The following is a 21,029-nucleotide window of genomic DNA, read 5'->3' as shown; positions in this document are numbered from 1 at the left end:
CCCTCAGTCGAGGAAGACCTCTTCAATGGACGTCGCCTTGATAGCCCGCAACGCCCACGCATGGAGCTGTTCCTCGTCTGCGTGTATCGCGCGTTCGCGCAGCTCGGACGACACCGGGAACTCTCGTTCGCGCAGAATGTCGAGCAGCAGCTCCGCAGCCCCTTCGGCCCGCCCCTCAGCCTTGATCTTCTCGTAGAACTTATCTCGATAGACGGTCGTCATGAGCGCCTCCATGGAGTGTCGGATCTGCGGGGAGGATGCGTCGCGTATGGCGGAATTGTAGCGGCGTTTGCGGTCCTCATCGAGGTTCGCTATCAACCCGAGGATCAGGTGCTGGTTGGCGACTATGTCCAAGTCCAGTGCGCCGGTCAGGCAGGCGAGTACCGCGAGTTCGGGATTGGCCGCAGTCAAGGCGGGGTCGGTGGGATCAGGAGTGTTGTCCGGGCCGATGACATGCGGTGCGAGCGTGAAACCGCGATGGCCGAGACGGATCGGCTTGGCACACGAGCGAGCGACTTGCTGCCTGCGGGCGATCACCAGCAGATGAGCGTCGCAGTGGTGGGTGCGGTGCGCGTTGACCACATACGCCGGCCAGCTGCGCCGCTTGTGCGGCTTCGGAGCCGCGGTCTGCGGCTCGATGATCGCGACCAATCGACTGTCCTGGGACGCGAGCAGGAAAGAGAGATCGGCGCGGTACTCCTTCGGCTTCGGCGGATCACACGTGCTCAGGTCGCTGTCGGCGATAGTGACGACCGGGTCGTCGGGGATGGGAGAGGTCATCACCGCGGGCACCGACAGGTGGCGGACCGTAAGCCTGTTACCTGCAACAACATTGGAACGCGGTCGGGCGTTTCCGAACCCCCGGAGACGTGCGGGGGTGCTCGAATTAAATCAGTTTTGTGGGTGCGGTTCTGCTGCTACCTTGATTACACACAACGACGGAGGGATCGGAAATGACCGGGCATCAGGAATTCGAGGCGAAGCGGCGAGTCGCCGGCTCCTCGAAGTATGCCTCGCATCCGATCGGTCCTTGATAGGGGTTTTCAAAACCTGTCAAGGGCCGCACCACTGAAAGTGGTAGCGGCCCTTTTTCATTCCCGGGCTCGTAGCTCAACCGGGAGAGCAACTGCTTTGCACGCAGTCGGTTGTCGGTTCAAGTCCGATCGGGTCCACGCAGAGCGAAGCCAAAGCGGTCGCGGCACCAGTTTGTGGAACTGGTCCTAGCGGGTTCGAGTCCCGTCGCTCTGCCCAAAACATCCAGTTCAGAGCAACTTTCGGCCACTGGAGACTTGATCTTTTTCGATGCTCTTACCAAGTTTTCGCAGTGTATTCAGTCCATGAAACCAAGCGCGTCGAGCTACTGGCATAGAAATCTTCCGGCTTTCGCGGGGATGCTGTCATGTTGCCGGCCACACAACGTGCGATTATCCAACAACACAGGCCCCTTCGCTGCATCGGCGGCAGTGTCCGTTGGTGGCGAGGCCTGCCGGTGCCGTCTTTTGTCCGATCAGTGTGATACGCCCGCGGAAACTCCCCTGCCGATGGTGGTGCAACGAGCGGTGCTGCAGTTCAGTGAGTTTCCCGAGAACGCGAGCCCCACCCCATCGAGAAGCGGATGCAGTTGATCCTCACCACACCGGAGCTGCTGGCCCATTCGGTGTTGCGCAGCACCTCCTGGCGCCATGTGATCGCCGAATTCGTCGCCGCCGGAACCGGCTGTAGCGCAACGGATTTGAAGCCCCGCATGGTCGCCCAAGTATCACTGGCACTGGCACTGGCACTGGCTGCATACGAAACGTGGCTGGAAGGCGAAACTGCTTCGCTGCCAAAGCTACTCGATCAGGCGATGTCGACCCTCGTGGACAACATCGGTGCCGTGCCGACTCGGTGGCCCGACTGATTCCACTGCGAAAGATGGCGGCCGGGTGGCTGGCCCTTCGGGATCACAGCTACCGGTCGAACGCTGATCTCGGTCCGCACCTCGACCCGGCGATCCGACGGTTGCCGCGCGCGCTTCTTCCATTCGTAGTAGGTCGAGGACGCGATGCCCAGGACCCGTAGTAGGAGCTCGACCGGGTGTTGGCTGTTCTGTTCGATGAACCGCATCACCGCCGGGTCAGGCCGAGCTCCCAGGCGAAATACACACTCGCAGAACGCAATATCTCGTTGGCCCGCTCCAACTCCGCCGCTCGTTTCTTCAAGGCGTGGTTCTCGGCGAGCATGTCAGTGCTCGGTCTGTCGGTGCGTTCGCCGGCATCGGCCTCGGCTTGGCGGATCCAGTTCCGCAACGCCTCGTGATGCATCCCGACCTACTCGGCCAGCTTGCGGATCGTCAGCTGCGGATCGGACTCCCGATACAGCCACACGGCCCGCGTCTTCAACTCATCGGGTACTTCGGTGCTGCCAAGAATGACTCCTTCCGAGCTTATCGGGACCACAATCAGAGCCCTCCGAGAGAGCAGGGGAACCTCAATCGGCTTTACCGCTCAAGTGCGCTTCACTTCGCTAAGCCGCTCTGGTGACCATGCGTCGCTGAAGGACTTCTAGACCCGGAACGCCGGCGGGCGGCCGTGGCGCACCTGATGCGCGTGCCCGCGTGCGGGCGCGATCAGCCAGCGATGGCCGCGAGCAGTCCGGCTTGGATGAGATCCATTCGCCGGCGCTCTGCAGTGCACGCGGATTCCGCGTGGTGGACCTCGATGCTGAGCCGTTCGTCGAAGATGCTGATATTGCAACTGGCGCTTGATGCGCGCGGGCTACCGATTGCCAAGGGCTTGCCCGCCATCGTGATTCGGAAGTCGTCGAGGGTGAGGTCCGCGGGAGTCGGCAGGTGTGGCACGCGGCCCAGGTTCGTCGCGCCGACGATCAGCTGGGTCGGGACGACCACAGCGCCCGCGGACATGTCAGCGATGTGCAGCGGCATCTGCTGCGGGATGCCGTCCGCGATCTGGTCACGGACGGACGCATTGATGTCGCGCGCCAATTCGACCAGATCCGTCGGCGACGCGTCGGTGGGAGTGTAGACCGCCGACCCGACCATATTGGTTCCCTCCGTCGGCCCCACCGCGGGGCTGACGCGCGTGCGCAGGTCGACGGCGCAGGTGAAGATCAGCTCGGACATGGTGAGCCCGCGGAAGCGAGATTCCGCCAGAAGAATTGCCGCCGAGACCAACCCGTTGACGGTCACATTCGCATCACGCGCGAGCGCACTCAGGGCACCCGTCTGATCCCGGGTAAGCCGGATGCGAGTGGTGTGCAGCAGTAGGAACCCTGCGTCGTCGACGGGTTGCGGATCGGGCTCCGGCATCGGTGGCGGCACCTGGGTCTGGTCGGGATCGGCCTGATCAAGGGGCAACTTCTCGATGCCCCGCGCCACCAGCAGCTCCTCGGCCGGGAGCGGAAAGCCGGCTTCGCGCGGCTGGATCGCGCGCCCTTCGACGATATCGGTGTAGTACGACCACAGATCGGCGAAGATCGTCACGGTATGGGTGCCGTCGGCGATGCAGTGATTGGTCAGCAGGGTCACGCTCGCCCGAGCACGTTCGCGCACCACGCACACGGTGCCGAGCGCTCTAGCCTGATCGAGGATGGCACCAGTGAGAAGCTGGTCGGGATCACCTTCGGTTACCGAGAGGCGCGGGCGAGCAGCGGAAGTAACCAGCGTGTGCCGACCATGGGTGTCCCGTTCGAGCCGCGCTCCGAGCACAGGATGAGAGTGGACCACCGCGTCGAACGCCGCCGCAAGTGCCCCGATATCCAACCGGCCATGTACGCGGACCGAATGTCCGGTGTAGGCATGCGCAGCGGCGAAGATTTCCTCGCTGTGCGCCAACGGGCGGATGACGACTGCGACCATGGGAATCTCTCCTGTGTCAATCGACGGTCTGGGTGAGTGCGATGCGGTGCAGGCGCGGTTGAGTCCACGGCGTGCATGGTGAACCGCGCCTCGCTCGGGAAGCACCCGACGCCTGCGTATCGGCGATCAACTGCGCCGCCATCGGCGGCCCATATCCCCGGTGCTGGTCGTCCGGGGGTGCGGCGCGGTCGCGCCAGCCACCAAACCCGGCTGGCAAGCACTTGTTCGGGCGATCATAGCCGCAATAGTTCGGCCAGATGTCGGCCATACAAGCGCATTGCCGAGGGCTCCAGCATAATTGCGTGTCGACAGGCCACCGAATATTCGCGCACCGTCCCGGTGACATATTGTCGCCAGCTTTCCGGCCGCAGGGCCTCTAGCTTTTCCACTTCGGCGACGACCATGTCGATATCGCCGTCGAAGACATCTGGAACATGATTGTCGGCCAGATTTCGGTTCAGCATGATATTGTCCATGATCACCTCGAAGAACCAGTCCGGCGGCAGGACGTCGATCAGCCCCTGTCGGTCCGCGTATTCTCGGACCTTCTCGTAGGTGAGATGGCCTAGATCCGGAGTCAATTCGATCTGGTTGTTCCGGACATATTCCTCCAGCACGCTTTCGGTCAGGGTGGCGCGATCCATTTCAGGCCGGTCGGTGAATTTGTGGATATAGGCGTCGAGCACGATCAGCCGTTCGACCACACACCCGCGGGTGCGCAGGGTGGCCGCGATTTGATGCGCGACCACACCGCCGAATGACCAGCCGAGCACCCGGTACGGGCCGCTGGGTTGGAACTTCTGGATCAGATCTGCATAGTTCTCCGCCATTTGCCGCACCGAATCTGGCTGCGCCACATCCGTTCCTTCGACCTGTCGTATCGCAACGATCGGGCAGTTCAGATAATCGCCCAGGTCACGGTATCGCCATCCCATTCCGCCGCCCGGATGCACGCAAAACAGCGGGATGCCGACGCCATTGCGGATGACGGCCAGCGGTTCGACCGCCGGTAGTTCTGCGCCCGCAGCGCTCGCTTCCACCATCCGGGCCAATCCGGCCGCCGTCGACGCCTCGAAGAGGATGCGGACCGAGATATCCACACCGAACGAGCGATGCACTGCGGCGATCACCCGCATTGCCAGCAGGGAATGGCCGCCTAGTTCGAAGAAATCATCATCGACGCCGACCCGCTCGACGCCGAGTACCTCGGCGAAGATTCCGGTCAGGGTCTCCTCCACCGGAGTCGACGGCGCCCGATATCCGGCCTCGGACAGAAATTCTGGAGTGGGCAGCGCGGCCCGGTCCAGCTTTCCGTGCACGGTCAGCGGAAGCTCGTTCACCACCATGAGTGCCGCCGGGACCATGAACGCGGGCAGCCGGTCCGCGACGAAGCCACGGACCTCGGCGGACAAAGTCGCCGCCTGTGGATAATTCGCGTAGCGCGCCGCGTCGTCCAGCGCACCGGACGGCCGGAATACCTCCGTGAGCGCGCTTTCGCTCGCGGCGACGAATACCGCGTCCATGGCACCCGGTCGCGCCGACCAGGTCACGGCGGCACGCAATTCCAGACGCTCGGCCAGGATATGCAGGTCTTCGGGCAAGAGCCCGTTGGCCCGCAGCACTGCGCTGTCGGTCCGGAGTCCGCGGTGCGGTATCCCGACGACGCGAATGCCGCGGCGATGGTCGCGCACGAGCTCCGCCACCCGCTGCTCGATCGAAGTCGAATCGGCCACGACGAATTCGGGCAGATCGGCCACCGATCTGGGCCGCACGGCCGACTTGTGCAGGACGACGTCATAGCGATACCGCGTCAGCTCGTTGACCGCGAAACCATGCTTCAACTGAATGTCCACACCACCGATACCGGGCAGCTCATCGGCCAAGGCCACGAAGAACTCCGGAGCCAGTAGTAGCTCTTGCTCCGTCGCCACGACCCGGCGCACCCGATCCGCGATCACCTCGGCACCCGCCGACGGGTCCAACGCCCGCTGCACACCCGACGCGAAATCCGCCAGCAGCGCCAGATTCCGAACATCACCGACGAACACCGAACCACCCGGCGCCAGCAAGCCGAGTACGCGCTCCAGCACCAGCCGTAGGTAGCCGGCGCCGGGGAAGTACTGGATCACCGAATTCACCACGACCGTATCGAAATAGCCCTCGGGCAACCCCGACACATCGATCGCCTCGGCTACCCGCAGGCGAACCCGGTCGGCCCAATCGACACCCGAATCAGACAGCCGCGCGGCCATGTTCGACACAGTGACGGGCGAAAGATCTGTCCCCCAATACTCCTCGCACGCATCGGCCAGCTGCGACAGCAGCAGCCCCGACCCCACGCCGATCTCCAGGACCCGCCGCGGCCGCAACTCGCGGATCCGGGCGACCGTCGCCGCCTGCCACTCCCGCATCTCCTCGACCGGAATCGCGGCGCCGGTGTAGCTGCTGTTCCAGCCGCTGAAATCCGCTCCCAGGCCGCCCCATTGGGCGTCGTCGCTGAACTCGGCGCCCGAGTACAGGTCGTCGTATACCCGCCGCCACTGCGCCACATGTTCCGGCGCGCCGTCGCCGGTCTCCTCCGGTGCGGGCGCGGTGTCGAGGGGGACGAGGTAGCCGATCAATCGGGTGTCGCCCGGGCGATCCTCCCGGGCGATCACCGCCGCCCGGGCCACCCCGGAATGACTCGACAGCACGGCCTCGATTTCACCGGGTTCGATCCGGTAGCCACGGATCTTCACCTGGTCATCGATTCGTCCCGCGAACTCCAGATGGCCGGCGCGGTTCCAGCGGGCGAGATCGCCGGTCCGATACCTCCGGCCACCGTCCGGACCGGCGACGAACCGTGCCGCGGTCAGCCCCGGACGGCCCCAATACCCCTGCGCTACACCGTGACCGCTCACATACAACTCGCCGACCACGCCGGCCGGCACCTGCCGCAACCGGTCGTCGAGCACGGCGAACGCGAGCGTCGCGAGTGGCACGCCGATCGGGCTGGCACCGCTGGCGGCATCGGCGGAGGTCAGCTCGCGGAACGAGGCGTGCACCGTGGTCTCGGTGATGCCATACATATTGATCATGCGCGGGCCCGTCCGGGCATCGGTCAGCCACCCACCCAGCTTGCGCGGGTCGAGAGCTTCGCCGCCGAATATCACCAGCTCCAAACTCAATTCGGCACGGTCGCCTGTCACCGCGGCCAACGCCTCGAACGCGGAGGGCGTCTGACTCAGCACGGTGACACGCTCCGCTATCAGCAGGCGGTGGAATTCGCGCGCCGACCGCACCACCTCGTCGTCGAGGACGACCAGCCGGCCGCCGTGCAGCAGCGCACCCCAGATCTCCCACACCGAGAAGTCGAACGCGTACGAGTGGAACAGCGACCACACCTGCTGCCCGTCCCGGCTCCGCGTCAGGTCGACCCGGTCGGCCAGACCCGCGAAGAGCGCGGCGACATTCGCGTGCGGCACCGCGACACCCTTGGGTGTCCCCGTGGTACCAGAGGTGTAGATCAAATAGGCTGTGGACCGGGCATCCGGCGACGGCAGCGCGACCGGGGGCGCGTCGCTCGACCGAGCCTGTGCGATATCGAGGAAGACCACCGTCTCCACCGGGCACGCGGCCGTGGCACGCGCCATGGTCGCCGCGCTGGTGACGACCGCCGTTGGCCGGGCATCACCGAGCACGAACTGGATCCGGTCATCGGGGTAGGCCGGATCGATGGGCACATATGCCGCACCGGTTTTCAGCACCGCGAGGATGGCGATCACCGCGTCCGCCCCGCGCGGCAGTAGCAGCGCCACCCGAGAGCCCGGTACCACGCCCGCCTCGAGCAGGACCGCGGCCAGGCGACCCGATTCCGTGTCGAGCTCGCGGTAGGTCCGAGTCCGCCCCGCGTGGACCAGCGCTACCGCGTCCGGAGTGCGTTCGACCTGTCGCGCGAACAGTTCCGGAATCGACCGAGGCGCGATGGCACGGACGCCTCGATTGCTGACGGTATCCAGCCACCGGCGTTCCTGATCGACCAGTACGTCGATACCGCCGACGGGCGCGCCGAGGTCGGAGACCAGCTGTTCCAGCACTCGAATCACCCGGTCGACCAAGGCCGCGACGGTAGCCCGATCGAACAGGTCGACCGCGTACTCGACATAGCCCGCCCAAGCGGCACCATCCGGGGTGTCGACGATATTGAAGAACAGGTCGAAGCGCGCGGTCGCCGTCCACGCCGACCGCGGAGTCACCCGCAGCGCACCGGGTTCGAGCTCGGCCTGCGCATTGTTCTGGAAGGCCAGCGCCACCTGGAACAGCGGATGGTGGGCCGCCGAGCGGACCGGATCCAACTGCTCGACCAGCACCTCGAACGGGACATCCTGGTGGGCGTACGCGCCGAGCGCGGTGGCCTTGACCTGGCTGAGCAGTTCCGCACCCGACAGCGTCCCGGTAATGGTCGTGCGCAGCACCAGGGTGTTGACGAAGAATCCCACCAGCTCGTCGAGGGCCTCGTCCGCCCGCCCAGCAATGGGCGACCCGATCACCACGTCCGGTCCGGCACCGGATCGATGCAGCGCCAGCGCCAGCGCGGTGTGCAGCACCATCGACACGGTTGCCGCCTCGCGTCGCGCCAATCGCTCTACCGCACCGCGCAATTCGGCACCGATCGCCAGGTCGACGATGTCGCCGCGAAAGCTGGCCACCGCCGCGGGCTGTCGATCGACCGGCAGAGGCATTCGCTGGGGCAGACCAGCCAGTTCCGCGCGCCAGTAGTCGAGCTGGGCGCTGATTTCACTATCCGGGTTGTCCAGCTCACCGAGCCAGTCTCGTTGCCACAGTGTGTAATCCGCGTATTGCACCGGGAGCGGAGACCACTGAGGTGCCTGCCCGGTCGACCGCGCCGTATACGCGGCGGACAGATCACCGAGCAGCGGCGCCCAGGACCAGCCATCACCTGCGATGTGGTGCACCAGCAGCACCAGCATCGCTTCGGTCGGCCCGCGGTCGAACAGCGTTGCCCGGACCGGGATTTCGGAACCCAGGTCGAAGGTGTGGCGTGCGGCGGCGGTCACCTCGGCGTCGAGACGCTGCTCGGACCAGTCGGCGGCGGGTACCACCTGCCACACCTCGGCACAGTCCTCGACCGGGACGATCCGTTGATACGGCACACCGTCGCGGTCCGGGAACACCGTGCGCAGCGCCTCGTGTCGCGACAACAGATCGCGGAACGCGGCCCGCAGGGCGGCTTGGTCGACCGCGCCGGCCAGCCCCAGGGCCAGCGGCATGTTGTACGTCGCCGACAATCCTTCCAGCCGGTGCAGGAACCACAGCCGGTTCTGCGCGTAGGACAGCGGCAGCCGGTCCGGACGCGAAAGGGGATGCAGCGGAGGTCGTTGCGCCAAGTCGGCGGATTCGAGCTCGACCGCCAGGCGGGCGACCGTGGGTGCGCCGAACAGGGCGCGGACCGTCACCGTGACCCCGAGGGCGCGGTGCACGGCCGCGATGACCCGCATGGCCAGCAGCGAATGTCCGCCGAGGTCGAAGAAATCGTCGTCGACACCCACCCGCTCGGCACCGAGGACGCGCGCGAAGATGTCGGCCAGCGTGTGTTCGGCACGCGTCGACGGCGCGCGGTAGGCCGCGCCGGTACGCGATTCCGGTTCGGCCACCGGCAGCGTGGGCCGCGCCCAGTCGTGGCGCAGTCCGATCGAGCCGACGAGTGTGTCCGGGTCGGCGATCATGCGCTCGAGCACATGCCGTACCTCGTCCGCGAGCCGCCGCACCGTCGCGGCGTCGAACACGTCGGTGCGGTATTCGACGGTGCCCGCGATCCCCTCGAAATCACCATTCTCGGTGACTTTTTCGACGATGTTGAAGGTCAGGTCCAGTCGCGCCGCGCCGGTATCCACCGCCAGCGACTCCGAGTCGATGCCGGGCAGGTCGTGTGCGGTCACCGCGATCGGGTTCTGCCATGCCACCATGACCTGAACCAGCGGATGGTGGGTCAGCGAACGGGCCGCCGCCAGTTGCTCCACCAGCACCTCGAACGGAATGTCCTGGTGCGCATAGGCACTCAGGGCGACGGTCTTTACCCGGGCCAGCAGCTGCGCCACCGTCTCCGCGTCCGACACCCGGGTGCGCAATACCAGCGTATTGACGAAGGAGCCCACCAGGTCGTGCGACGCCACATCCGGACGGCCCGCGACCGGCGTGCCGACGGCGATATCGCCGTGGCCGCCGACCCGGGCGAGCACGACCGCGATCGCGGTCTGGACCAGCATGAACGGCGTCACGTCGAGTGCGCGCGCCGCCGCGCGCAGATCGCGCGTGGCCGCCGGCGGCCAGGTGATCTGCTGGAGTTCGCCCACGTAGTCGGCCACCACCGGATACGGCCGATCGACAGGCAGCTGCACTCGCGCCGGCAAGCCGTCGAGTTCGGCGCGCCAGTAGGCGAGTTGCGCCGAGATCTCGCTGTCCGGATCGTCCAGCTCGCCGAGCCAATTCCGCTGCCATAGCGTGTAATCCACGTAGTCGACCGAAGCCGGCGGGAAGTTCGGTTCCTGGCCCGCGCACCGCGCACCGTAGGCCATCGACAACTCGCGCAGCAGCGGCGCCCAGGACCAGCCGTCGGCGGCGATGTGGTGCACCAACAGGACCAGCACCGAATCCACTACCCCACTGCGGAACAGCCGCACCCGCAGCGGCACCTCGAGCTCGAGGTCGAACTCGTGCCGGGCGGCCGCGGTCACGGCGGCCTCGAGGTCCGCGCCGGTCCAGCCGCTCGCATCCATTACCGTCCACACCGACCCGCAGTCCTCGACCGGCACGACCCGCTGATACGGCACCCCGTCGAGATCCGGGAAGACCGTCCGCAGCGCCGGATGCCGGTACAGCACATCGGTGACTGCCGCGTCGAGCGCGGCCACGTTCAGCGCGCCACCCAGCCGCAGCGCCAACGGCATGTTGTAGGTAGCGGAGCTACCTTCCAGCCGGTGCAGGAACCACAGGCGCGTCTGGGCGAAGGACAGTGGCGGTCGCTCCGGATGCGGCAGCCGTTCCAGCCGGGGGCGCCGACTCGCCGCTCCCCCTGCGACCAGTGCGGCCGCACCGGCCACGGTGGGTACCTGGAAGAACTCGCGCACCGTGATGTCGACGCCGAACGCACGGTGGATTCCGGCGAGCACCCGCATGGCCAGCAGCGAATGGCCGCCCAGTGCGAAGAAGTCGTCATCGGCGCCGATGGGTTCACGGTCCAGCGCGCGAGCGAAGATGCCCGCCACGACCTCCTCGACCGGCGCGGCGGGCGCCCGAAATCCGATGCCGGAACTGAACTCCGGGACCGGCAGGGCCGCGTGATCCAGCTTGCCGTTGGGCGTCACGGGGAACCGGTCGACCGCCACCACCGCGGCGGGGATCAGGTGTGCGGGTAGCCGATCGGCGGCGTAGCGGCGGATCTCCTCGCTCGCCACGCCGTCCGCGGCGATCACGTACCCGACCAGGCGTGGGTCATCGCCCTGGTCGGCGCGCGCGAGGACGGCAGCCCGCTCGACGCCCGGATGACCGGCCAGCACGGCCGCGACCTCACCGGGTTCGACTCGGACGCCGCGGATCTGCACCTGGTCGTCGACCCGGCCCACGAACTCCAGCGCACCGGCGCGGTTCCACCGCACCAGGTCCCCGCTTCGATACAACCGATCGCCCACGGCGCCCGTCGGATTCGCGATGAATCGCGCGGCAGTCTCCCCGGGTCGTCGCCAATATCCCTGGGCGACACCGTTTCCGCCGATGTACAACTCGCCGACCACACCGATCGGCACCCGCGCCAGGCGCTCGTCCAGCACGAACAGCGAGGCGCCCGGCACCGGGTAGCCGATCGGCGCCCCGTAGCCGGCTACGAGCGGCGCGCTGATCGTGACGTCGACGGTGGCCTCGGCTGGGCCGTACACGTTCACCATGACTCGGCCTGGTGCCCACTGCCGCACCAGATCCGCGGTGCAGGCTTCGCCGCCCACCAGCACCGCGACCGGGCCGACCGCCGTGGGGTCGAGTTCGGCGAGGGCCGAGGGCGTCATCGGGAGATGGGTGACGCCCCGCGCGCGAATCAGCTCGATCAGGGCGGCGCCGGGCATGGCCTGCTCGTCCGTGGGTATCACGGCGGCGGCCCCGGTGAGCAGCGCACACCACAGGTTCGCCACGGCTGCGTCGAACGCCACCGGCGCGAATTGCAGAACTCGGCTCTCGGGGGTGATGCCGACCCGGTCCACCAGAGCCGCAACGAGATCGGCGATGCCCATATGCGTGACGGTGACACCCTTCGGCGTCCCGGTGGTCCCGGAGGTGTAGATGAGGTACGCCGGGAGACGTGGATCCGGATGCGGCAGCGGCCGAACCGGGACGGCGCCCGGGTCGGCGATCTCGATCAGGTCGACCCCTGCGGGGATCAGCGCCCGGTCGAATCCCGCGGAGCCGGTCAGGATCGCCGCCGGTCGGATCTCCCCGAGCACGAACGCCAGCCGCGCGCCGGGTTGGCCCGGATCCAGCGGCACATAGGCCGCACCGGCTTTCAGCACCGCCAGCATCGCGATCACCGTGTCCGCGCCGCGCGGCGCGAGCAGGGCCACGGCGTCGCCGGTGCGGACACCTCGGTCGATCAGCACACTCGCCAGCCGGGCCGATGCGTCGTCCAGGTCTCGGTAGGTCCAGGTGCGCGCACCGGCGACAACCGCGATGCGCTCCGGCGCGGCGGCCACCCGCTCGGCGAAAAGAGCCGGAATCGACCGCGCCCCGACGCTGTCCCGCATACCGAAGGCGTCGAGCTGGTCCAGCTCGGATGGCTCCAGCAGGTCGATCGCCGCGACCCGGCGGTCGGGTTCCGCGACGATTCGGGCCAGCGCCTGCCGCAGCCGGTCGACCAGCTGCCGCACGGTCGACGCGTCGTAGACATCGGTCCGGAACTCTACGAAACCCGCTATCCCCGCGGGCTTTCCGCTGTGGTCGAACCGCTCCAGCAGGTTGATCGAGAGGTCGAGGCGGGCGGCATCCACGCGAACCGGGAGCACGTCGACCTCGAGACCCGGCAGCTCGAACTGCGGGTCGGCGTTGTTGTGCCAGGCCAGCATGACCTGCACCAGCGGGTGGTGGGTGAGCGAGCGCGGCACCGCCAGATGCTCCACCAGGGTCTCGAACGGCACGTCCTGGTGCGCGAAGGCCGCCAGTGCCTTCGTCTTCACCTGGCTCAGCAGCTGCGTCACCGTGTCCGCGTCGGACACGTCCGTGCGCAGGACCACGGTATTGACGAAGAAGCCGACCACCCGATCCAGCGCGGTGTCCGACCGACCCGCGACCGGAACACCCACCGCCACCGCACGATTGCCGCTCAGCCGAGACAGCGCCAGCGCGAGCGCGGCCTGCACCACCATGAACGCCGACAGGTCGTGGCGACGGGCCGCCTCGTGCAGACGCTGCTGCAGATCGGCGGGCCAGGCGATCTCGACTCGGTCCCCGGCGTAGTCTGCCACCGCCGGATACGGCCGGTCGACCGGTAGATCGATGCGCTGCGGCAGCCCCGCGAGCTCGCCACGCCAGTAGGCCAGCTGGGTGCTCAACGCACCGTCCGGCGACTCTGGTTCACCCAGCCAATCCCGCTGCCACAGTGCGTAATCCGCGTACTGCACCGGCAGTGGCAGCCGGCGCGGCCGCGCGCCGGCCCGACGCGCGGCATAGGCGGCCGCCAGGTCCTCGAGCAGCGGCGCCCAGGACCAGCCGTCGCCCGCGATGTGATGCACGAGCAGCACCAGAACCGAATCCGCTGTCCCGCAGCGGAACAGCCGCACTCGGATGGGCACGTCGACGGCCAGATCGAAGTGATACCCGGCCGCGGCGTCGATCTCGGCGTCGAGCCGTTGTGGCGACCACTCGGCGGCATCGACGACCTGCCAGACGTCCCGGCAGTCCGCCGCGGCGAGGATCCGCTGCTCGGGCGTGCCCTCGCGGTCGGGGAGCACCGTGCGCAGCACTTCGTGCCGGTCGAGCAGGTCCCCGACGGCCGCGCCGAGCGCCGCCTCGTCCGGAATTCCGTTGAGGCGCAACACCATCGGCATGTTGTAGGTCGCCGACTGTCCCTCCAGCCGGCTCAGGAACCAGAGGCGACGCTGCGCGAAGGACAGCGGGATGAGCTCGGGGCGCGCCATGGACACCAGGTCCGGGCGGCGCCTGGTCCCCGGCTCGGTGTCGACGGCACCCGCGAGTGTGGCGACGGTGGGCGCCTCGAAGATCCGCTGCACGGTGATCTCTACGCCGAGTGTGCCGCGGATACCCGCGATCACCCGCATGGCCAGCAATGAGTGCCCGCCGAGGTCGAAGAAGTTGTCATCGAGGCCGACCCGTTCGATGCCGAGCACCCGGGCGAAGATCCCGGCGAGGGTCTGCTCGGTCGAGGTGCGCGGGGCACGGTATCCGGTGTCCGAGATCAGCTCCGGGTCCGGTAGCGCGGCGTAGTCCAGTTTGCCGTTGCCGGTCAACGGAATTCGGTCGACCACCATGATGCTGGGCACCATGAACCGGGGCAGCCGTTCGCCGACGAACCGCCGGACAGCACCGGCCAGGGTGGCGGCCCGCGGATAATTTGCGTACCGGGCGGCGGGCAGCACCGGGCCCTCGGGTTCGAAGACGTCCGTCACCGGTCCGGCGAGATGGAAGACGGCGTCCATCTGTCCCGGCGACGCCGACCAGGTCACCGCCGCCACCCGGCCGGACTGTTCGGCCAGCCGGTGCACGTCCTCGGGAAGCACGGCATTCGCCGCCGTGGAAAGGCCACGGTGCGGTATGCCGGTCACCCGGTAGGGGTGGTCGTGCGGGATCTTCGCGAGCCCGTCCACGCTGTCGAAGGCGATGCGGTCGAGATCGGCCAGCGACCGTGCCCGGGTGGGCGACTTGTGCAGCACCACGTCGTAGCGATACCGCGTCAGCTCGTTGACCGCGAAACCACGCTTCAACTGGATATCCACACCGCCGATACCCAGCTCACCGGCCAACGCCACGAAATACTCCGGAGCCAGCAGCAATTCCTGCTCGGTCGCCACGACGCGACGCACCCGATCCGCGATCACTTCCGCATCCGCCGACGGATCCAACGCCTGCTGCACCCCGGACGCGAAATCCGTCAGCAGAGCCAGATTCCGAACATCACCGACGAACACCGAACCGCCCGGAACCAGCAACCGCAATGCGCGCTCGAGCACGCTCCGCAGATAGCCGTTTCCCGGGAAGTACTGAACCACGGAGTTGATGATCACCGTGTCGAAATAGGCCTCCGGCAGACCGGCCACCTCGGTGGCCTCGGCCACCCCCAACCGCACCCGATCGGCCCAGTCGACACCCGAATCAGCCAGCCGGGCAGCAAGTTTCGAGACCGTCGCGGACGAGAAGTCGGTCGCCCAGTACTCCGAGCAGGCCGCGGCCAGCTGGGTCAGCAGCAATCCCGACCCCACTCCGATCTCCAGGACGCGACCGGGATTCAACTCCAGGATCCGGGCCACCGTCGCCGCCTGCCACTCCCGCATCTCCTCGACCGGAATCGCCGTGCCGGTGTAGCTGCTGTTCCAGCCGCCGAAGTCCGCGTCGAGCGGCTCCGCCTCCGCAACCGTCTTCGGCTCGGCGTGCAGGTCGTCGTACACCCGCCGCCACTGCTCGACCAGCTCGCCCGAACTGGAACCCGAGATCTCGGAGTCATCCGGGACCACATACCCGACCAGGTGCCGGCCGCCGGGGAGGTCGTCACGCGCGACGACCACGGCGTGCCGCACCTCGGGATGCGCGCCGATCAGGGCCGCGATCTCGGCGGGTTCGATCCGGTAGCCGCGCACCTTCACCTGATCGTCGGCCCGGCCGAGGAACTCCAGGTCGCCCGAGTTGCGCCAGCGGACCAGGTCACCGGTGCGGTACAGCCGCTCGCCCGAACCGAACGGGTTCGCGACGAACCGCACGGCCGTCGCCTCGGGCTGATCCCAATAGCCTCGCGCCACACCGGAACCCGCGATATACAGCTCGCCGACCGCACCGATCGGCGTCCGGACCAGCCGCTCGTCCAGGACGAACAGCACCGCCCCCGAGACCGGCGAGCCGATCGGCGGCGCACCCGAACCCGGCGTCAGGGCCGCGGTCATGGCCGCGTCGACCGTAGCTTCGGTGGGGCCGTAGGCATTGACCAGCGTGCGGCCGGGCGCCCACCGATCGACCACCGCCGCCGAGCAGGAGTCGCCGGCGACCACCAGCGTGCGCACCGATGCCCAGCCGTCTGGGCTCAGCATCGCCAGGACCGCGGGCGTCACATCGGCATAGGAGACCCGCTGGCGCGCGACCAATGCCGTCAAGGCGGCGCCGGGCATCGCCTCCGCATCGGTCGGCACGATAGCGACCGCGCCGTGCGCCAGGGCGGTCCAGAGATTCTTCACCGAGGCGTCGAAGGTCAGCGGAGCGAACTGGAGAATTCGGCTTCCGGGCCCCACCGACAGGCGGTGCGCGGGCGTGGCGACCAGATCGGCGAGTCCGGTGTGGGTGACCGCGACGCCCTTGGGTGTCCCGGTGGTCCCGGAGGTGTAGATCAGGTACGCCACCGACCGCAGGTCGGGATACGGCAGGCGCGCCGGCGTCCGCTCCGCGATCGTGGGATCCTCGGGATCGAGGACGGCGAGCCGCGGCGCGGCGATGCGGCGGACCCGGTCCAGGTCCGCACCCGTCGCGAGCACCGCCCTCGGGCGCGCGTCGGCGAGCAGGAACGCGACGCGTTCCTCCGGGTAGGCCGGATCGATCGGCACGTACGCCGCACCGGTTTTCACCACGGCCAGGATCGCGACCACCGCGTCGATTCCGCGCGGCAGCAGCAGGGCGACCCGGTCGCCGCCACGCACGCCGGCCTCGCACAGGGCGGTCGCGAGACGGCCCGAGGCGTCATCGAGTTCCCGATAGGTCAGTTCCCGTGCGTCGAAGACCAGCGCGGTCGCCTCAGGGTTCACCGCGACCCGACGGGCGAACAATTCCGCAGCCGATCTCCGTGCGGTGTCGGAATCCGCTGTCCGGCCACCGAACTCGTCGAGCCGGTCGAGCTCCTGCGCGTCGAGCAGGCGCACCCGGCCGATCGGCAGTTCGGGAGCGGACACGACGTGGGTGAGCACCGTGACGAGCCGGGCGGCCATGGCATCGACGGTTTCCCGATCGTACAGGTCGGTGGCGTACTCGACGAAGCCGTCCCAGCCGGCTCCCTCGGGACCGTCCGAGATATTGAAGAACAGGTCGAATCGTGCGGTGGCGGTCCAGGTCTCGGCCGGTGTCACGGTCAGGGATCCGAGTTCGATCTCGGGACGCGTGTTGTTCTGGAAGGCCAGCGCGATCTGGAACAGGGGATGGTGCCCGGCCGAACGTTCCGGCGCCAACTGCTCGACCAGCACCTCGAACGGCACATCCTGATGGGCGTAGGCCGCCAGCGCTTTCGTCCGCACGCTCGTGAGCACCTCGGCGAAAGACGCGTCCGGTCGCAGCGCCACCCGTAGCACCCAAGAGTTGACGAAGAATCCAACCAGGTCATCGAGGGCCTGGTCCGAGCGACCCGCCACTGGCGAGCCCAGCGCCACCTCCGGACCCGCGCCGAGCCGGTGCAGCAGCACCGCCAGCGCCGCCTGTAACACCATGGCCGCCGTCGCACCGGTTCGGCGGGCCAAAGACTCTGCGGCAGAGCGCAATTCGGCCGAAATCGTAAATGTCGTGATGTCGCCGGTGTAGCTGGCCACCGTGGGCCGCGGGCGATCGGCCGGGAGGTCGACGAGCTCGGGCAGGTCGGCCAGTTCACCGCGCCAGTAGTTCAACTGGCGGCTGATCTCGCTGTCGGACTGCTCCAGGGAGCCGAGCCAATCCCGTTGCCAGAGCGTGTAATCCACGTACTGCACGGGGAGCGGCAGCCAGCCGGGCGCGCTACCGGCCGACCTGGCCGCATACGCCGTGGCCAGGTCTTTAAGCAGGGGCGCCCAGGACCACCCGTCGCCGGCGATGTGGTGCACCAGGAGCACCAGCACCGACTCCGCGGGACCGCGCTCGAAAAGCCTTGCGCGCACCGGGCTCTCGGCGACCAGGTCGAAACGGTACCGAGCGGCCGCGGTGAGCTGCTCGTCGAGTCGGGCCGGTGTCCACCCGGACGCATCGATCACCGCCCACGCGGACTCGCACTCGTCCATGCCGGCAACGCGCTGGTAGGGCACCCCGTCGACATCCGGGAACACCGTGCGCAGCGCCTCGTGCCGTGCCACCACGTCGAAGATGGCCGCCTCGAGCGCGGGCAGGTCCAATATGCCGTTCAATCGCAGTACCAGCGGCATATTGTAGGTCGCCGACCGGCCCTCCAGCCGATGCAAGAACCACAGGCGGTTCTGGGCGAAGGACAGCGGCACCACCGCCGGACGCGACCACCGGCGCAGGTCCGGACGCCGCGCCCCCGTCTCCCCGGCCGCGAGCAAGCCTGCCACGGTCGGTGCGCTGAACACCGTCTGCACCGCGATCTCGGTGCAGAGTACCTGCCGGATCCGGGCGATCAGCCGCATGGCGGAGAGCGAGTTGCCGCCGAGGTCGAAGAAGTCGTCGTCGAGTCCGACCGTCGGCACGCCGAGCACCTCGGCGAATATTCCGGCGAGTGCGCCCTCGCGCGCGGTGGCGGGCGCACGGAAACCTTTGCCGGAGTGAAATTCCGGCGCGGGCAGTCCCGCACGGTCCAGCTTGCCATTGGCCGTGCGCGGGAAGTCACCGACCTCGATCACGGCGGCGGGCACCATGAAATCGGGCAGGCGGGCGCTCGCGAATCGGCGGACGTCCGCCGTGCGTATGGCGGCGGTATCCGGCTGGGCCGCAACGACATAGCCGATCAGCCTGGTGTCACCGGGCTGATCGGTTCGGGCGACGACCACCGCGCGCCCGACGTCCGGGTGGGTGGCGAGCACGGCCGCGACCTCGCCCGGTTCGATCCGATAGCCACGCACCTTCACCTGCTCGTCGACCCGGCCGAGGAACTCCAGTTCACCGGATCGGTTCCAGCGCACCAGATCACCGGTCCGGTACAGTCGCCCACCGCCGAACGGGTCGGCGACGAACCGGGACGCGGTCAAACCCGCTCGGCCCCAGTAGCTTTGCGCGACACCACGGCCACTGATGTACAGCTCACCCGGAACACCCACCGGTACCCGGGCAAGGCGCTCGTCCAGAACGGAGAACGCCAGCGACGACAGCGGCGTCCCGATCGGGCTGACCTCACAGTCGGCGTCGGCGGCCACCAGTTCGCGGAACGATGCGTGCACGGTCGTTTCGGTGATGCCATACATATTGATCAGCCGCGGGCCGGAGCCGTCCGCCAGCCAGTCCCGAATTCGGCTCGGCGCCAAGGCCTCACCGCCGAAGACCACTGCTTCCAGCCCGTCCAGCTCAGCCCGCCGGCCGACGGCCGCGGCGGCCAGCGCCTCGAACGCCGAGGGTGTCTGGCTCAGCACCGTCACCTGTTCCGCTGCCAGCAGATCCAGGAAGGCGTGCGGTGACCGCAGCACGTCGTCACCGACGACGACCAGTCGTCCACCGTGCAGCAGAGCGCCCCAGATCTCCCACACCGAGAAGTCGAAGGCATAGGAGTGGAACATCGACCAGACATGTTGCCGCTCGGCATGAGCAAGCGTCAGTTGTCCCCGCACGGCGGCGAGCATCCCGGCCACGTTCGCGTGCGTGACAGCCACACCCTTCGGCGTGCCCGTGGTGCCAGAGGTGTAGATCAGATACGCCATGCTTTCGGCGTGCGGATACGGCAGGGCGGCCGCGCGCTCGGCCGCGGCGTCGGCGACATCGAGCAGTGCGGCCGACCCCGCCCAGGTCCGTAGTCGATCGAGGTGCCCACCGCTGGTGAGCACCACCGCGGGTCGCGCATCCCCGAGCAGGAAGCCGATCCGATCGTCCGGGTAGGCCGGATCGATCGGCACATACGCCGCACCGGTTTTCAGCACCGCGACGATCGCGATGATCGCGGCGCCGCCGCGCGGCAACACCAGGGCCACCCGTGCCGCCGGGGCTACGCCCGCGGCCACCAGCATCGCGGCCACTCGATCCGACGCCTCGTCCAGCTCCGAGTAGGTCCAGGCCTCCGCGCCGGATACCAGGGCGACGGCATTCGGGTATGCGTGGGCACTGCTGGCGAACAACTCCGGGATCGACACGGCCGCGGCGTCGGCGGGGCGGTCGGCGTGATTGCCGATCACATCGAGCCGCCGGCGCTCGTCGGCCTCGAGCAGGTCGAGCGCGCCCACCTGCGCGGCCGGGTCGGCGACCATCCGCCGCAGCGCCAGGATCAACCGGGCCGCGAGCGCGTCCACCGTCTCTCGATCGAAGAGGTCGGTGGCGTATTCGATCGATCCGCGCCAGGCCGCACCGTCGGCCGCGTCAGCAATGGCGAAGGCCAGGTCGAATCGTGCGGTGGCCGTCCAGATCTCCCATTGCGAGGCGCGCAGACCGCCCAGGTCGACCTCGACGTGGGCCTCGTGCTGGAAGGTCAGCGAAACCTGGAACAGCGGGTGGTGGGCCGCCGTGCGCACCGGGTCCAGCTGGTCCACCAGCACCCCGAAGGGCACGTCCTGATGCGCGTAGGCCGCCAGCGCCGTGTCGCGCACCCGCGTGAACAGCTGCGCCACCGTCTGCTCAGGTCCGGCATCGACGCGCAGCACGATCGTGTTGACGAAGAAACCGACCAGGTCGTCCAGGGCAGCGTCCGAACGGCCGGCGACCGGAACCCCCATGGCCACGTCGCGGTCGCCGCTCATCCGGGCCAAGACGACGGCCAGCGCAGCGTGCAGCACCATGGGGACGGTGAGGTCCGAGTCGCGGGCCAATTGTTCGATCGCCGAACGCAGTTCGGGCTCCAGGGTGAATACGGTCGTGTCGCCCCGGTGGCTGGCCACCGGCGGATGCGGCCGATCGGCCGGCAGCGCGATCCGCTGCGGCAGACCAGCGAGCGCGTCCCGCCAGTAGTCCAGTTGACCCGCCAGCACCCCGGCCGGATCACCGACCTCACCCAGCCAATTCCGTTGCCACAGAGCGTAATCCGCGTACTGCACAGGAAGCGGCGGCCACTCGGGCGCAGCACCGGCGACCCGGGCCGCGTACGCCGTCGACA

4 protein-coding genes, 2 tRNA genes and 1 pseudogene (1 of these 7 only partly in view) are annotated in these 21,029 nt (G+C 68.1%); 3 read left to right on the top strand and 4 right to left on the bottom strand.

The window, feature by feature from the left end:
- Nucleotides 1–3: 3 nt before the first annotated feature.
- Entirely contained in the window at nt 4–780 is a 777-nt protein-coding gene (locus AB0H76_RS33405) for a hypothetical protein (protein WP_357331055.1), read from the bottom strand.
- A gap of 319 nt (nt 781–1,099) precedes the next feature.
- Here AB0H76_RS33405 and AB0H76_RS33400 point away from each other — a divergent pair.
- The 3 genes and pseudogenes from AB0H76_RS33400 to AB0H76_RS33390 form a co-directional block, all read left to right on the top strand.
- Nucleotides 1,100–1,172, top strand: a tRNA-Ala gene (locus tag AB0H76_RS33400).
- A gap of 2 nt (nt 1,173–1,174) precedes the next feature.
- A tRNA-His gene (locus AB0H76_RS33395) sits at nt 1,175–1,251 on the top strand.
- A gap of 346 nt (nt 1,252–1,597) precedes the next feature.
- Nucleotides 1,598–1,900 (top strand): annotated as a pseudogene (locus tag AB0H76_RS33390) (mycofactocin system transcriptional regulator); the annotation flags it as partial.
- A gap of 205 nt (nt 1,901–2,105) precedes the next feature.
- Here the strand turns inward: AB0H76_RS33390 and AB0H76_RS33385 are convergent.
- The 3 genes from AB0H76_RS33385 to AB0H76_RS33375 form a co-directional block, all read right to left on the bottom strand.
- A complete protein-coding gene (locus tag AB0H76_RS33385; RefSeq protein WP_357331054.1) occupies nt 2,106–2,303 on the bottom strand; it encodes a hypothetical protein in 198 nt (65 codons plus the stop codon).
- A 305-nt stretch (nt 2,304–2,608) separates the two neighbouring features.
- Nucleotides 2,609–3,856: a hypothetical protein gene (locus tag AB0H76_RS33380; RefSeq protein WP_357331053.1), complete on the bottom strand. Its 1,248-nt coding sequence runs from the start codon at nt 3,854–3,856 to the stop codon at nt 2,609–2,611.
- 233 nt (nt 3,857–4,089) lie between these two features.
- Nucleotides 4,090–21,029 carry the 3' portion of a non-ribosomal peptide synthase/polyketide synthase gene (locus AB0H76_RS33375; protein ID WP_357331052.1) on the bottom strand. It continues 8,044 nt past the right edge of the window, so the window shows 16,940 of its 24,984 coding nt (coding positions 8,045–24,984); its start codon lies off the right edge, out of view — the gene reads right to left on this strand; it ends in the stop codon at nt 4,090–4,092.

It is taken from the genome of Nocardia sp. NPDC050712, assembly GCF_040654295.1.
Lineage (GTDB): Bacteria > Actinomycetota > Actinomycetes > Mycobacteriales > Mycobacteriaceae > Nocardia.
This window is presented reverse-complemented; position numbering and strand designations above follow the sequence as displayed.